At 37.3% G+C, this 14413-nt stretch carries 13 protein-coding genes and 1 riboswitch; of the genes, 10 read left to right on the top strand and 3 right to left on the bottom strand.

From position 1 onward, the window contains the following. The first annotated feature begins 913 nt into the window (after window positions 1-913). Window positions 914-1351, top strand: a complete 438-nt coding sequence (locus tag L1283_RS06125) for a hypothetical protein (RefSeq protein WP_429625955.1) — start codon at window positions 914-916, stop codon at window positions 1349-1351. 21 nt (window positions 1352-1372) lie between these two features. Here L1283_RS06125 and L1283_RS06130 read toward each other — a convergent pair whose 3' ends face one another. From L1283_RS06130 to L1283_RS06140, 3 genes are all read right to left on the bottom strand, one after another. After that, window positions 1373-2626 (bottom strand): tyrosine-type recombinase/integrase, encoded by a 1254-nt coding sequence (locus tag L1283_RS06130; protein WP_429625956.1) that lies wholly within the window; start codon window positions 2624-2626, stop codon window positions 1373-1375. A gap of 243 nt (window positions 2627-2869) precedes the next feature. Then, window positions 2870-3253, bottom strand: a complete 384-nt coding sequence (locus tag L1283_RS06135; RefSeq protein ID WP_088162243.1) for a hypothetical protein — start codon at window positions 3251-3253, stop codon at window positions 2870-2872. 102 nt (window positions 3254-3355) lie between these two features. Next, window positions 3356-5968 (bottom strand): TonB-dependent receptor, encoded by a 2613-nt coding sequence (locus L1283_RS06140; protein WP_088162244.1) that lies wholly within the window; start codon window positions 5966-5968, stop codon window positions 3356-3358. A gap of 429 nt (window positions 5969-6397) precedes the next feature. On the opposite strand from L1283_RS06140, the gene L1283_RS06145 reads away from it, so the two are divergent. From L1283_RS06145 to tenA, 9 genes are all read left to right on the top strand, one after another. Then, window positions 6398-7027, top strand: coding sequence for a Crp/Fnr family transcriptional regulator (locus L1283_RS06145; RefSeq protein ID WP_075993423.1), 630 nt, complete (start codon window positions 6398-6400; stop codon window positions 7025-7027). Window positions 7028-7087: 60 nt separating this feature from the next. Then, window positions 7088-7933, top strand: coding sequence for an NAD(P)-dependent oxidoreductase (locus tag L1283_RS06150; protein WP_083663680.1), 846 nt, complete (start codon window positions 7088-7090; stop codon window positions 7931-7933). 118 nt (window positions 7934-8051) lie between these two features. Next, window positions 8052-8795, top strand: a complete 744-nt coding sequence (locus L1283_RS06155) for a dienelactone hydrolase family protein (RefSeq protein WP_075993424.1) — start codon at window positions 8052-8054, stop codon at window positions 8793-8795. Between the two features lie 33 nt (window positions 8796-8828). Then, window positions 8829-10079 carry a hypothetical protein gene (locus L1283_RS06160; protein ID WP_286851830.1) on the top strand — a complete coding sequence of 417 codons (1251 nt, stop codon included), beginning with the start codon at window positions 8829-8831 and terminating at the stop codon, window positions 10077-10079. Window positions 10080-10204: 125 nt separating this feature from the next. After that, the gene (locus tag L1283_RS06165) at window positions 10205-11047 is read left to right on the top strand and encodes a VanW family protein (RefSeq protein ID WP_429625957.1); all 843 of its coding nucleotides are present in this window, start codon (window positions 10205-10207) and stop codon (window positions 11045-11047) included. Between the two features lie 62 nt (window positions 11048-11109). Continuing rightward, a riboswitch (TPP riboswitch) is annotated at window positions 11110-11202 on the top strand. Between the two features lie 81 nt (window positions 11203-11283). Then, entirely contained in the window at window positions 11284-12087 is an 804-nt protein-coding gene (gene thiM / locus L1283_RS06170) for a hydroxyethylthiazole kinase (protein ID WP_075993426.1), read from the top strand. Further along, window positions 12077-12709 carry a thiamine phosphate synthase gene (gene thiE, locus L1283_RS06175; RefSeq protein WP_115050544.1) on the top strand — a complete coding sequence of 211 codons (633 nt, stop codon included), beginning with the start codon at window positions 12077-12079 and terminating at the stop codon, window positions 12707-12709. Before thiM ends, thiE begins: the two co-directional genes overlap by 11 nt. Continuing rightward, a complete protein-coding gene (thiD, locus tag L1283_RS06180) occupies window positions 12706-13545 on the top strand; it encodes a bifunctional hydroxymethylpyrimidine kinase/phosphomethylpyrimidine kinase (protein WP_115050542.1) in 840 nt (279 codons plus the stop codon). The genes thiE and thiD overlap by 4 nt, the downstream gene beginning before the upstream one ends. Then, complete coding sequence (gene tenA / locus L1283_RS06185) at window positions 13532-14188, top strand: thiaminase II (protein ID WP_115050540.1); 657 nt, start codon at window positions 13532-13534, stop codon at window positions 14186-14188. The genes thiD and tenA overlap by 14 nt, the downstream gene beginning before the upstream one ends. The last annotated feature ends 225 nt before the right edge of the window (window positions 14189-14413 follow it).

Consider the following 14413-nt stretch of genomic DNA (forward strand, 5'->3'; position numbering starts at 1 on the left):
TTTTTTAGGCTTTCAAGAGCCAAAAAGTTATTTCCATTTTCAGCCCTAAAACAGAAAATACTATATAAAAATTAGAAATTTCTGTCTAAACAAACGGGCGCAGCTTATTATACACATAAATAAGATACTATAATTGTTATATATGTGTATAGAATTGTATATAAAGTGTATAACTGTTCTTATTCTATATTTATATATTATTAATATATGTGTAATGTTGAAGGTGAGTAATATGTATATATCAATTTTAAGCTATAAATAAAGCTATAGAATAAACTATTATATCTCAACAGTACAAAGTATTATAATTAACAAATAATGTCTTATATCTCTTTATTTCCAATTGAAATATTTATACCGTTAGGTATTGGTAAGAATATTGAATATAATCTTTAACAGTATATTCAACAGTAATTGTACTAGTAACTGTATATTCAGTTATATCCTTCAACAGTAACAGTAAATGTAACAGTAATCAATACAGTATATTCAACTGTATAATGTAATAATGATTATGAGGTTAAGATTATAACAATATCTCAACGTAAAAAAATGACTATCGTCAAAGGTTACAGAGATATACCGTATGAATGCATTCAACATTGAGAGAGTTCCGCCCCGCCCCCTTTTTTGAATACCCCCTAGTAACGATTATTAAAGCTAAATTAAGCCCTAGAATAGATTATTATTCAGAAATAGTATAAAGTATTCAGATTAACACAAAATGTCTTAAATCGATTAAAAATAGTTAATAATCGTGACCTGTATAATCAGGTGTATAATGATAGGTAAGAAATTGGAAAAAAAAATGTCGGTGGTTTGTCGGTGTTATGACCGCCTTATGACCTGTATAAAAAAACATGAAAAAAAACTTGTTAAAAATCTTTTTTGCACTATTTATATGAAAAAAGACATGGGCAAGAAAGAAAAATTTATTGAAGAATTATTGAGATATTCGGACAAAAAAGAGTTGGAAGATGCTAAAAGTGAATGGGATATAATTAGCGTTAAAGAAAAAGATGGTAAGTGTATATGTACTCAACAATTAACATACTCCATTACCTTAAAAAATACCATCAACGGCAATGAAATAATTGTTGGAGCTTATTGCCTTAATAAGTTTATTTCCAACAACTTAGGTATAAATATAATTAAATGCTTCAATAAGATAATAAGAAATAATTACAACTTATTATCTGAAAAAGTACTTTATTATCTATTTGAAAATGAAATAATTACAAAAGAAGAATATGATGATTATGACATTTATGATAAGAAAAAAAAGTGGAATGTGATAAGAGATGTGAATGAAAAGTTTTTGTTTTCCTTAACAGGCGGTGATATGTTTTAAAAAAGGGGCTTAATTAGCCCCTTAAATTTTCGGTAACGGTGGAAATTGAACCTTTACAGGTATATAATCCTTAGCATATGTACCCAATTGATTTACATTGGTGTGCCCAGTGATTGTTATGATTTGATTTGGAGTTAACCCACTATCTAACAGAAATTTAACACCACTATGTTTTGCGGAATAGAGTGTTGTATATTCGTTAACATACTTACTTTCTTTTTCTATTGCCTGCTTTTTAAATTTTGAAAATAAATTTGAAAATTGATATGCTTCACTTTTATACGTTCCAAAAAGACCTACATTACCATTTTTTTCTCTACCGAACATGTAGTCATTTTTATTTACCTTGTTTTCTTTTAAATATTGATTAATTAATAATTGTAAAGGTTCGGCAATTGCTATTGTAACCTTTTGATTATTTTTAACAATATCACTGCTTAAGTGAATTAAATTGTTTTTTAAATCAACGTCTTTAAATTGAATCGAAACAATTGTCTCTATTCGATGTAATGTGAAAAATATAAATTTAAACATTAAAGACAAGTGATAATTATACCCTTCTATCTCATTTATAAGACCTGGAAAGTCCTCTATATCAGTAGCTTTGTGCATTCTTGTTTTACCTTTATTTATTATCTTAAATTTTTTGGTAACTCGAGGAATTTCCAAAGCTTTAAAATCAATAAGCCAGCTATAAAAAACAACAAAAAACCGATGATAGTCGTCTCTGTATCTCTTTGTAAATTCCCTATCAACCAGCAGGTAACTATAGAAATTATTTAATACCTCATTTGTTAATTGTTTAATTTGTATATTATCGTTTTTGGTTAGCTCTAAGTATTTTTTAAATCCGTTTATTTTTGATTGATATTGCGCTTTTGTGTTTTTATTGATAACCCCCTCACCATTTTTAAAATTTATAAATTCTGTTAGTAAGTCTGTGACTTTTTTATCAGTATCTCCAAGTGCAAAATATCCACCATCAACAATAAATTCAAATTTATCTAAATCTTCATTTAGTCGGTCAATTCTCTTTTTAACAATAGATTCCCTTTCCTTAGTATTTTTAATTTCTACATAGCCATTTTTATCGGCTTTCTTTTTACCCTTGGAATCAAATACAAAGAACCTAGATTCGTTCAAATCATCGCTATAGTAGTACTTTTTTTCCTTACCTAACGTGTCCCGATACTTAAAACACACTTTCCAAATTCCGCTTTTCTCCTTAATAACGCAAGGCTTACCAATCTTTTTAGACTTATTTATATCATTCATAATCAATAATTTGAATACATTAAAATTTATTAAAGGAACAAATAAAATGTGTCCCAAAATGTGTCCTTTTATAGTGAATTTTAAAATTTACAAAATAAAAAACCGTCTTAAAACACATTTAAGACGGTTCAAATATATGAAAATACTTATTTTAAAAACATATGCTTCATACCCAAAACTAAGCTAAATTTCATTACAAAAGAAATCTAACGGGAGATCGGGTACTATAATCGGGTGTTCTTATCAACTAATTTCACCTGTCAGGTATAAATATTTATAGCGGACAATATCCCTCGAATTTGTAAATTTGATTAATTTTTCCTTTTTGAAAACATAATTGGAAACCTTCTCTTCCATCAAACGCAGGAACTCAACAAATTCAGCAAAAAAGTCTTGACGTTCTCCTGGTGTAAACTGGCTGTTTTTTACAATCCAAAAGAATTGCTCTTCATTTACATGGAAAGATACCTCATTTTTCTTTTCTTTTCGAAAAATAAAGATTGGGTCATTTTCTTGGTTAATAAATAAAGCAAAGCCTGTATTTCCACCATCCAAATTAACAACAAAAGCAGAAAAATGGACAGTACCGATCTGTAAATTTTCCAGACAAATTAATTTATGCAACATCAGGTTGACAATTAGATCACCTAAAATTATTAAGTTTTTATTAAAAAACAAAAAAAGGCCCTCAAAATAATTGTGGGCCTTTTGTATTCGACGTAAATCTTATTAGAATGTAAATTTCACAGATGCATTCCAAGTTCTACCCTGTCCGATCAAAACAAAATTGGAAGTATCAATACCATTCCAAGTATTGTTCACATCTGTCACCAAGTTACTCGAAGTAGCTTCCGAAATATAGAACTTATTCAACACATTGTTCATGTTAACACGGAAACTCATGCTGTTCTTGTCACTTACTTTGACATTGTAAGAAAGACCGGCATCCAAAAGATTAAAAGAAGGTAATTTCATATAGCGTCCATAAGTTTGGCCATCTATTACTTCTCTACGATAATTCGATGCATACAAACGCTCATAATATCTGTAGTTTGCGTCAACAGACAAACCCTTAAACACTTTATATTTAGCACCAAATCCATAAGAAGTTTGCGCTGCGTTACCAACATGTTCACCGGTTAAATTAACCTGAGAACGTCCCAATTCGACGCGGTTATCGTTACGTATAACAGAGTTTACTGCACCATCGTATTTCCAGTCACCTATCGATAAAAACCCTGTTAGGCTTAATTTTTCGATTGGGCGGGCCTCAAAATCAACTTCTACCCCGCTATGAACCTGTTTTACACCGTAATTTGTTGTATATAAATAGGCACCTTCGACCAAAATACCAGGATCATTTGTTGGATTGTATTTTTTCACATCATCTGCCGTCGCTAAACTCGAACTACCCGTAACACGGTTTTCCCAAGTTGTGCGGTAAACATTCACATTCACATCCAAGAATCGAGAAGCAAACTTATAACCTGCCTCTAAACCAAGGATTTTTTCATTTTCAGCATTTTCATTAATATCATTTGCAAAATTCATGAAAATATTGTTTTGATAAGGCTGACGGGAATAGTACCCCGCATTACCAAAAACACTATGATGTCCCAATGTATAACTTACACCACCCTTCGTATTGTAGCCAAAATTGTTCACGTCTTTAGAATCCTCATTACCTGGTGTGTATTGAAAATAATCAGAACGTTTGTTTTGTTGTTCGGAAACCGATCCTTGGAAAAACGCTGTAAAGCCATTTTTCGCATATTCCAATTGACCGAACAGACCTCCGTAACGGATATATTGATTGTAATCCCAAGCTAAACGATCTTCACGCGAATCAGGTTTACTTGAGAAAGCTTTCCAAGGGTTCGTTGAGTATGTATTGGTAACCAATGGCTTATTAGGGAAATTAACATTACCACCTAATACGACACCATTTGTATTTCCAAGTGGATCTGTCAATTTACGATAGTGTGTACCTTTATAGTCCCTTACATCAAAACCGACATTGAAATTCAAGGATTCTGAAAGTTTACGATTATAGTTAGAAACTATACCAAACCATTGGTGATTGTTCACATCAGCAGCTAAATATTTGCCTGTATTATATTTATCACTTCTTAGCGATTGGCCACCCCCAGCAGCTAACGATGCGTAAACGACAGTTGACAAAGATGATTTATCATCAATCGTCCAGTCCCAGTTCAAGTTGGCTACTGGCTTATGATAAAAGTTCTTTTGTGCATTCATCATCACGCCGTTTGCATCCTTATAATTGTCGTTATAACGTCTGCCATTAGCGAGATAGTTAGACAATTTTGAGGTATAGCCTTGGTTGTGCCATTGTGGTGCACCCGTTACCATAAAGTTCAGGTTGTGCTTTTCATTCGCTTTATATCCAACAGACAAGAAATAACTTTGTCCAGCACCTTCTGTATGGTCCATATAACCGTTACCTGACCACTGCGTAAACATAGCCGAAACAGCAAAGCCGTTTTTCATAAGACCGGTATTGTAACCTACCGTTGCCTTCATAAACATATCGTTACCAACAGTGGTACGAACAAAACCACCCTCTTTCATTGCAGTGGATTGTGTCACGTAATTTACGGTTCCGCCGACAGATGAAATCGCTAATTTAGATGATCCCAAACCACGTTGAATCTGCACTAAAGAGGCAATATCTGTAAGTCCCGACCAATTTGACCAATACACACTTCCATTGTCCATACCATTGATAGGCTGACCGTTCAACAAAAATGCTGTATTGGACTGATCAAAACCACGTGTTGTCATAGAAGACTCACCAAAACCTTTTGCCTGACCAGTGATATAAACCGAAGGGGTATTAGCTAATGCTGAAGTAATATCCTGTGCTCCTACCCTTTCCTCTAAATCCTGCTTACGGATCGTCGAAACGGCAATAGGTGTCTTTCTTCCTGCCGCAATATCGATAACCCCATGACCGACAACAACAACCTCATCCAAATTTGTTGAAGATCCAGCCGTAAAAATTGGATTGATATTCAACGATTCCCCCGATTTCAGCATGATGTTTTCGAAAACAACAGGCGTTTCGCCAATGTAAGTTACCTCTACTTTGTAGGGGCCTCCTTCTTGAAGATTTGAAATTTGAAATTTTCCTTGGGCATCGGCTGAGCCACTTACTACTTGTCCACTTGGGATGTGGGTAATTTTAATGGTTGCTCCTTTAACCGTTTGTCCAGTAGCTTCTTTGACAACTCCTGAAACTGAACCAGTATTTGCTGTTTGACCTTGAACGGCACTATAACTAGCAAAAACAAGGGCAAAAAAAAGTAAAGACTTTTTCATGTTAGATGTGATTGTTTTGTTTTTGTGCCGCAAAATTAGGAATTGATTGTCTTTTTAACTAATTTTAACAATACCAATATCATGCAGTATCTCTATACAGAAAGAATAAATTTTAATCTTCCACAGAAAAACAGCAAATTTCAGCAAAAAGAGGCAATAAAAATACAGCATACATAAAATAAATACAATATATCCATCCTATTCATGAAAAAACATCAAAAATAATCAGAATAATATTTTGTCTGTTTTGAATAAATCAAAATTTAGCATTTTTACGATTTTTATGAATTGCATACAAGATTTTATAGCTTATCCCCATGCGGTGCTAAAAATTGTTTCTTTCAATCCGTCGTTTCTACCTACCTCCTTTTCTTCCCACAACAGCTGAAATAAGCCTATAAATAATTAACTTTAACTAATTTAAAAAATATGTTATCCATAGAACAAGCTTATACAGGCATTCTTGAACCGGAATTAATCGCTGAAATAGCGGAAAACGCGCATATAAAAACGTTCCGTGAAGGTGATCTCATCATTGATACCAATCAATATATCAAGGCGATGCCTCTCCTCTTGGATGGGGCAATAAAAATTGTCCGGGAGGATGAAGATAAAGGCGAATTGTTGCTCTACTATCTGGAAAAAGGTCAAACCTGTACAATGTCAATAGCCTGTTGCCTCGGGAATAAAAAAAGTGAAATTCGTGCGCTCGCAGAAAAAACAACGACTGTAGCCATGATTCCAAATGAGCTTGTCAACCTTTGGATGGGAAAATACCCTTCCTGGCGAAATTTCATCATATCAAGCTATTCAAGCCGTATGGACGAAATGTTACAAGCTGTTGATAGTCTAGCTTTTTCCAATATGGAAGAACGCATCATCAACTATTTAAAAGCCAAAGTGAAGCTGAATGACGACCGAATACTCACCCTTACGCATCAGGATATCGCTTCCGATTTAAATACATCCCGAGTCGTTGTCTCCCGAATTTTAAAAAAACTGGAACAGGAAGATAAAATAGTGCTGCTACGTAACGAAATTAGGGTATTGGTGGAATGAGCAAAACATTTGTATCTTTAGTTATACGTAAATTTCAAGAGCAATTAATGTAATTTTTAGATGAAGATAGAAAAATTAGGATTTATAGGATTAGGAAACATGGGGTATCCCATGGCTAAAAATCTAGAAAAAGCAGGATTCCCCCTTTCTGTTTACAATAGAAACAAGGCTAAAGCTGCAGGTTTTGAAGAGCAATCAATTATCAGAGAAGATATAGGTGAATTAGTCGATCATAGCGATATTATATTCTCCATGCTCACAAATGATGAAGCGGTCAACGAAGTTTATGAAAAAATCCTCCAAAGGGAGATCAAGGGCAAATTATTTGTCGATATGAGTACAATATCTCGTGAACGCTGTATTTCAATAGCCACTAAGCTAAAAGAAAAAGGCGCTGCTTTTATCGATGCTCCCGTTGCCGGCAGTACCAAGCCAGCGACTGAGGGTACACTTATTATTATGGTCGGTGGTGATCCCGAAGACCTTCATCGCGCCCGACCATACCTCGAGCAGATGGGAAAATCGATCAAACATCTCGGCGAAAATGGTCAGGGAATTGCCGCTAAACTTGCGATCAACTATTTCCTTTCGACGATTTACCAAGGTCTCGCGGAGACGATCTTATTTTCAGATAAACTGGGAATTCAACGAAGCGATATGCTCGAAATCATCAACGATAGTGCCAGCGGCAGTGGGGCAACAAAAGTGAAAACACCATTATTGGTGGAAGAAAACTACAGTCCTGCATTTGCGCTAGACCTTATGCTGAAAGATATTCGACTGGCTCAACAGGCCGGTGCTGACTATCCCCTCCTCAAGACCTTACTCGAAACCTACGGAAAAGCACAGGATCAAGGTCTCGGACAGCTCGATGTTATTGGTATCATTGAATCCATCAAGTCATAGCTTCAGGTTGGCGACAGTGAAGAAAATGTACATTGAAAATTATATTTAGTTGAGATGGACTCCAAATTAGGTTCATTTCTGATCACACAAAATAATAAGTGGAACAAATTATTAACAGATGAAAACAGTTATGACACTATTGGTGCTTACTATGGTCACCATGACTACGCAGGCCCAACAATTAAAACAGGTTTCTTACCAGGATGGTGAACAAAAACTCAACGGCATGGTAACCTCCAATAGGGCAAAAAAAGGCCCTGCTGTCTTAATTCTTCCGGCATGGAAGGGAATTGACAACGAAGCGAAACAAGCTGCATTGCTTCTTGAAAAAGAAGGTTACATCGCGTTCATTGCCGACATCTACGGTGAAGGAAATATTCCCTCGGACAACACCGCAGCTTCGAAAATTGCCGGCCACTATAAGACAGACTATAAAGCTTATCAGCATCGCATAATGCTCGCATTGGAACAACTGAAAAAAGAGGGCGCGGATCCGACGAAAATTGCTGTCATCGGCTATTGTTTTGGAGGTTCAGGAGCCTTAGAAGCAGCGAGAGCCGGCTTCCCCGTCAATGCAGTGATCAGTATCCACGGAGGCCTATCCAAAGCTGCCGACAGACCCAATGGTTCGATCAAAACAAAAGTACTCGTTGAGCACCCAGCAGCCGATAAAAGCGTATCAAAAGAAGATTACGATGGGTTGGTCAAGGAATTAAATGAAGGAAAAGCAGACTGGCAAATAATTACCTACGCAAATTCGGGACATACGTTTACGAATCCCGAGTCAGCCGAATATAACCCCGTAATGGCTAAACGTGCCTGGGAGCACACCTTATTATTTTTGAAAGAAGTATTAAATTAAATAGCAAAGTCAACAACAGCAATATCGACCCAAATGAATTATAACGCGAAACTGCACTTTTATCCGATTATCATTCAGTTGTTGATATTGCTGTTATATAGTCCCAGCGCAGCATCGCAAACAGTAAAATCGCTAACAATAGCTAGCCCAACGCATGCAGTTCTTTTTCTAACCAATGAGTCCGATAAATCAACTGATTTTATCATGCGTCTACACGAAAAAAATGCTGCTGAGATTTTCAAATTAGTACCTTATAGCACAACAAAGTTACTGGTCACAAAAACCGATGCAAAAAAACTCACATTCATCGTTAAAAATCACCAGTGGACCATCGACGTATTGTCATTGAAGCAACGTCATGCCATGATCTTGTTTGATGGATTAGCCAAACCCAAGATCATATACGATAGTAATACCTATCTGGCAGCAGCCAAACCGATATTAAACACCAGCACACAAATTGCGTCAAAGAAAGCTTCTGCACAATATAATGCCTCACATTTCTTTGACTCAATCGCACAAGTTCAATTTATTCCATCCGGGCAATATGCAGCGGCTATTATCGCAAATTCCGCTCTTCCTCTTTATTACAGTCAGCGTAAGAATAAATGTGACGGCACTTATGTAATGCAGCAGTTTTCGGACGAAAATGCGGTGCAATCCGGTGCAATTATGACGACTGTATATGAAGAAGGCAAAGAGATCACATCGAACAATCTTTCCGGGGGAAATAATTATTACAACAAAAGATGCTATAATCAATTCGGACTTATCGACTCCATACAGTACCTTCGAAATAGTAAGTGGAGCAGCAGTACAATTTACCGGTATCTCCCAAATACCATTGTTTCCTACGATCCTACATTTGAATCGGCGATGATTTATCACTTGAACAGTAAACTCCAGGTTATAAAAAGTGAATCCATTCATTTTGTCTATCAACGGAGAGACTGGACCATTTACAGTTATGATCAACAGAATCGAATTACTGAAGAGATTTCGGGCAGAAATGATCAAAGAGAAAGTCGCGTCCGCTATCAATATGATAGTCCGGAAACAAGTGACTACTCGCTGCGCCAAACCTTCGATCAAAGCGATCGACTGACAGCCGAAATCAAGCGATCGTACCGAGCCAACGAAACGATTGATGAGTTTTATTATGAGGGTGTATTACAACAAAAATCTATTGTAAAAGATCTCGGAAACTGTGCCTACGAAAGCTTGATCTATAACAAGGAGGGAAAGTTAACAGCGAAATACATACAGGCAAAGAAAACCAACTAAACGAACTGAAAAACTGCACTAAGCTCAGACAATAAGATTCTTGATTTTGACAAAAAAATATTCGACGAAATTCGGCAAAAAACACATTTCTGCACTAATTTTGATAGCGATACATAAACGTCAAATTGAGAAAAAGAAAACTGATCAGTCAACTTCATCCCATACTCTATTTTATTGCAGTATGGGCGAGAAGAGTGCAGCGCAAAGCCGTTTGGCTATTTGATAATAAGAAATACAGCACAGCTAAATCAACTGAAAAACTTCCCTTTCGTATTAAAAAGCATCAGTCTGTCTTATTAAAAAAACTAGGCGAAAATAATATGCAATTGCAGATTAACAAAGTTACCAACCTGAAAATTGCAGCAGCACAGATTAATAGCATTCTGATCAGACCGAAGGAAACCTTTTCATTTTGTAAACTCGTTGGACTACCCACTGTAAAAAAAGGATATCTGCCCGGCATGGAGTTATCCTTTGGTGAAGCAAGAGCGGGTATTGGCGGTGGAATCTGTCAAATATCCAACCTCATCCATTGGCTTGTTATCCATAGTCAACTCACCGTCAATGAACGTTATCACCACTCTTTTGATCCATTTCCGGACGATGGCCGTGTTTTGCCATTCGGTAGTGGAGCTACCGTCTTTTATAATTACCGCGACTATCAATTCACCAACAACACGCCTTACACCTTTCAAATAAATCTCTGGTTCACAGACAAATGTTTAGAGGGCGAATTAAGAATTGATCAAGAACTGGATTTTGCGTACCATGTCGTTGAAAAAGAACATCAATTTCTTAAAATAGACAATCAGTTCTTTCGGAAAAATGAGATTTGGCGCGAGAAATTTTTAAAGTTTCAGGGTGGAAAGATTTTGGAAACCGAACTTTTGACCAAAAATTTTGCCCGGGTTACCTATACCCCTGTTGAATACATTGAAATTAGTGCCGATCAAAATCCGGCCGATTAATTCAACAAGCTAATGATCGAAAAATGACGGATATGAAAAGTCCTCTTTTTTGTTTAAGTTTGGTCTGGCTTTGGGGGTATTCTGTATAGAATTGAGATAGTCCCTTTGAACCTGATTCGGTTTATACCGGCGTAGGGAAAAGCAAAAATCCACTGTACAGCATACTCCTTTACTGCACAGGCTATCGCTCTTCTTCCCTCCAAGGCCACACAGTATATCTTAGCATATGTAAAAAAATGGAAGATTCAATTATCAATTTATTAGAGCAGCTGAGGGTCGAAAAACCCCTTGTACACAACATCACAAACCTAGTCGTGATGAACAATACTGCCAACGCACTTTTAGCCCTAGGAGCGTCCCCTGTGATGGTACACAGCCCATTAGAAGTACGCGAGGTTGTCGATATTGCACAAGCTCTTGTCATTAATATCGGCACCTTGAGTGAAGATACTGCCGAAGCTATGCTGGTTGCTACCGAACATGCCAATACCATTGGACGGCCATGGGTACTTGATCCTGTTGGTGCTGGGATATCAGCATTCCGCAATGATTTATTATCCAATCTACTGGATCTCAAACCCACGGTTATTCGTGGAAATGCATCAGAAATCATGACGCTGTACAATTTCAACCAACCGAACACAAAGGGAGTCGACAGCACGACAGCGAGTAAAGATGCGCTCCGATTTGGCCAATTATTACAAGAACAAACCGGCTCCATTATCTGTATTTCTGGAGAAGTAGACTATATCCTTTCACAGCAATATCGGGTTGAAGTTTTTAATGGCAACCCTTTAATGACACAGGTAACTGGGCTTGGCTGTAGTGCTACTGCGCTTATTGGTGCATTTCTAGGTGTTACAGACCAATATTTTGAAGCAGCTGTTGCCGGTGTATCCATTCTGAGCTTAGCGGGAGAACTCGCTGCCCAAACAGCAGCTGGACCGGGCACCCTGCAATTGAATCTCTATGATGAACTCTATCAGCTCAATGCAGAACGTCTAAAATCAAAGCTCAAGATCAAACGCTATGCGCATTAATCCGCTTTTTCCCTACCCTTTATATTTGGTAATTTCTGAGCGGGACTGTTATCCTCAAAATTGGCTCAATGTTGCCGAAGAAGCCATTATTGGCGGAGTCGATCTTATACAATTGCGCGAAAAGGCTGACGATCCGGCCACATTTTTGGATAAAGCCATCCGTTTGAAAAAACTGACCGATCATTACGGTATTCCGCTCGTGATCAATGATGCCGTAGCAATCGCTGCCCAAATCGAGGCATGGGGAATTCATGTGGGTCAAAATGATTTGCAGCCGCTCGCTATTCGCGAAAAATATGGTGATAAATTAACCATAGGCTGGTCCATAGAAGACATGCAACAACTGGAAAGTGAACAAATGTACACCGTCGACCACCTTGGTGTAAGCCCCATTTTTTCTACGAAAACAAAAGTAGATACGGTTACTGAATGGGGAATTGCGGGTTTAAAACAACTTCGGAGTAGGACGGAAAAACCATTGATCGCTATCGGAAGGATGAATTTACAAACAGCAGAAGAGACCTGGAATGCCGGTGCAGACTCCATTGCAGTCGTTTCGGCCATATGCCAAAGTCAAGATCCCAGAGCTGCCAGTGCACAACTAAAAGAACTATTAAAATGACAAAAGATAAAAAATACCGCGTCCCTACCGTACTCAGCATTGCGGGGTTCGATGGTAGCGGTGGTGCAGGTATACAGGCAGATACCAAAACCATATCTGCATTAGGTTGTTATGCCATGAATGTTTTAACTGCCTTACCCGTTCAGAACACACAAGGTGTAAGACGTATTTATGAAATTCCTACAGCAGCCGTCCAGGACCAATTGGATGCTATTTTTGACGATATCTATCCCGATGCAATCAAAATAGGAATGGTACACAATATTGAACTTGTGGAGCTTATTAGCAGCTATTTAAAAGAATATAAAGGGCCTATCGTATTTGATCCAGTCATGGTCTCGACCAGCGGGCACAAGCTCATTCACGATGATACAATTCAGGCCTGCATAGAACTTCTTTTTCCTTTAGCAACGCTGATTACACCAAATTTAGACGAGGTAAGTGTTTTAGTAAACGAAGTTATTGACAATGTCGAGAAGATAAAAAAAGCGGGAAATAGCCTATTGGCGAAAGGTTGTCAATCCGTTTTGATTAAAGGCGGGCATCTCCAAAGTCAAGAATTAACATCCCTGTTGTTCCAGCACAAGAGCCCACCAATTGAATTCAAATCTCAAAAAATTAACAGCAAAAATACACATGGTTCCGGTTGTTCGCTTTCTTCAGCAATTGCGAGCCATTTGGCACAAGGCGTTGGTCTCGATAGCGCGGTTGAATTCGCATTGGCCTATATACACGCAGCAATAGCTGGTAGCAAAGATCTCGTCATTGGCAAAGGAAATGGGCCATTAAATCACTTCCATAATCCGATTAAACTTATTCAATATGAACTGGACTGATCATGCCTGGGAATCCATAACAGCTATTTATTCTGATATACTTACTATGCCATTTATTGTTCAGCTTAGTGATGGTAGTCTTTCCCTGGATAAATTTCAATTTTACATGCAGCAGGATGCTTTCTATTTAGAAGAATTTGGCCGTGTGCTCGCCTTTATAGGTGCAAAAAGTGCGGATAACCAACAAGCATTGGACTATTTCGAATTTGGTCGCAATGCGCTTCTTGTTGAACGGGCATTACACGAAAATTACTTTCGGGAATTTGGTTTAAGTCCTGCCGACAAGAGCAACAAAATCGAACCAACCTGCCATCATTATGTCCATTTTCTTAAAAGCGTAGCCGCTTTCGAGAGCATTGAGGTCGCTATGGCGGCAACACTCCCCTGTTTTTGGATTTATAAGGAGGTCGGAGATCACATTGTATCGACAGCAAATACACAGGGAAATCCCTATTCCAAATGGATAGAAACCTATAGCGGTGAGGATTTTGCACAGGGCGTTATCAAGGCGAAAAACTACGTTGACAAAATTGCTGCAGAAACTACTGCAACAAAACGGGAGAAGATGCGACAAGTATTTATAACAGCTTCCCAATTAGAGTATCAATTCTGGTTAGCAGCCTACAAACGAAGGGTATGGTAAACAAACTATTGTCCGATACCGAACAGTTGATGTTCAAAAATTAGCATTAACGAAAATAGCACTCAGAAACAAAACTAGTGTTAATCAGTATTTTAAACGGATTTAAAGTTTTGGCATTACTATTATACTATAGGTGGCAGTTAACGATAGAGCGTGTACATAAGTGCATAAGCACATAAGAAACGATAAAAAGGGAAATTAAAATGAAACTTTCAGTAACAATAA

It is taken from the genome of Sphingobacterium sp. HSC-15S19, assembly GCF_050433745.1.
In the GTDB taxonomy this organism is placed as follows: Bacteria; Bacteroidota; Bacteroidia; order Sphingobacteriales; family Sphingobacteriaceae; genus Sphingobacterium; species Sphingobacterium siyangense.

Coding starts and splice junctions, on each gene's coding strand:
- tenA (WP_115050540.1), top strand. CDS start 13,532: ATGAACTGGACTGATCATGCCTGGGAATCCATAACAGCTATTTATTCT.
- L1283_RS06140 (WP_088162244.1), bottom strand. CDS start 5,968: ATGAAAAAGTCTTTACTTTTTTTTGCCCTTGTTTTTGCTAGTTATAGT.
- thiE (WP_115050544.1), top strand. CDS start 12,077: ATGCGCATTAATCCGCTTTTTCCCTACCCTTTATATTTGGTAATTTCT.
- L1283_RS06135 (WP_088162243.1), bottom strand. CDS start 3,253: ATGTTGCATAAATTAATTTGTCTGGAAAATTTACAGATCGGTACTGTC.
- thiM (WP_075993426.1), top strand. CDS start 11,284: ATGGAAGATTCAATTATCAATTTATTAGAGCAGCTGAGGGTCGAAAAA.
- thiD (WP_115050542.1), top strand. CDS start 12,706: ATGACAAAAGATAAAAAATACCGCGTCCCTACCGTACTCAGCATTGCG.
- L1283_RS06155 (WP_075993424.1), top strand. CDS start 8,052: ATGAAAACAGTTATGACACTATTGGTGCTTACTATGGTCACCATGACT.
- L1283_RS06160 (WP_286851830.1), top strand. CDS start 8,829: ATGAATTATAACGCGAAACTGCACTTTTATCCGATTATCATTCAGTTG.
- L1283_RS06125 (WP_429625955.1), top strand. CDS start 914: ATGGGCAAGAAAGAAAAATTTATTGAAGAATTATTGAGATATTCGGAC.
- L1283_RS06130 (WP_429625956.1), bottom strand. CDS start 2,626: ATGAATGATATAAATAAGTCTAAAAAGATTGGTAAGCCTTGCGTTATT.
- L1283_RS06145 (WP_075993423.1), top strand. CDS start 6,398: ATGTTATCCATAGAACAAGCTTATACAGGCATTCTTGAACCGGAATTA.
- L1283_RS06150 (WP_083663680.1), top strand. CDS start 7,088: ATGAAGATAGAAAAATTAGGATTTATAGGATTAGGAAACATGGGGTAT.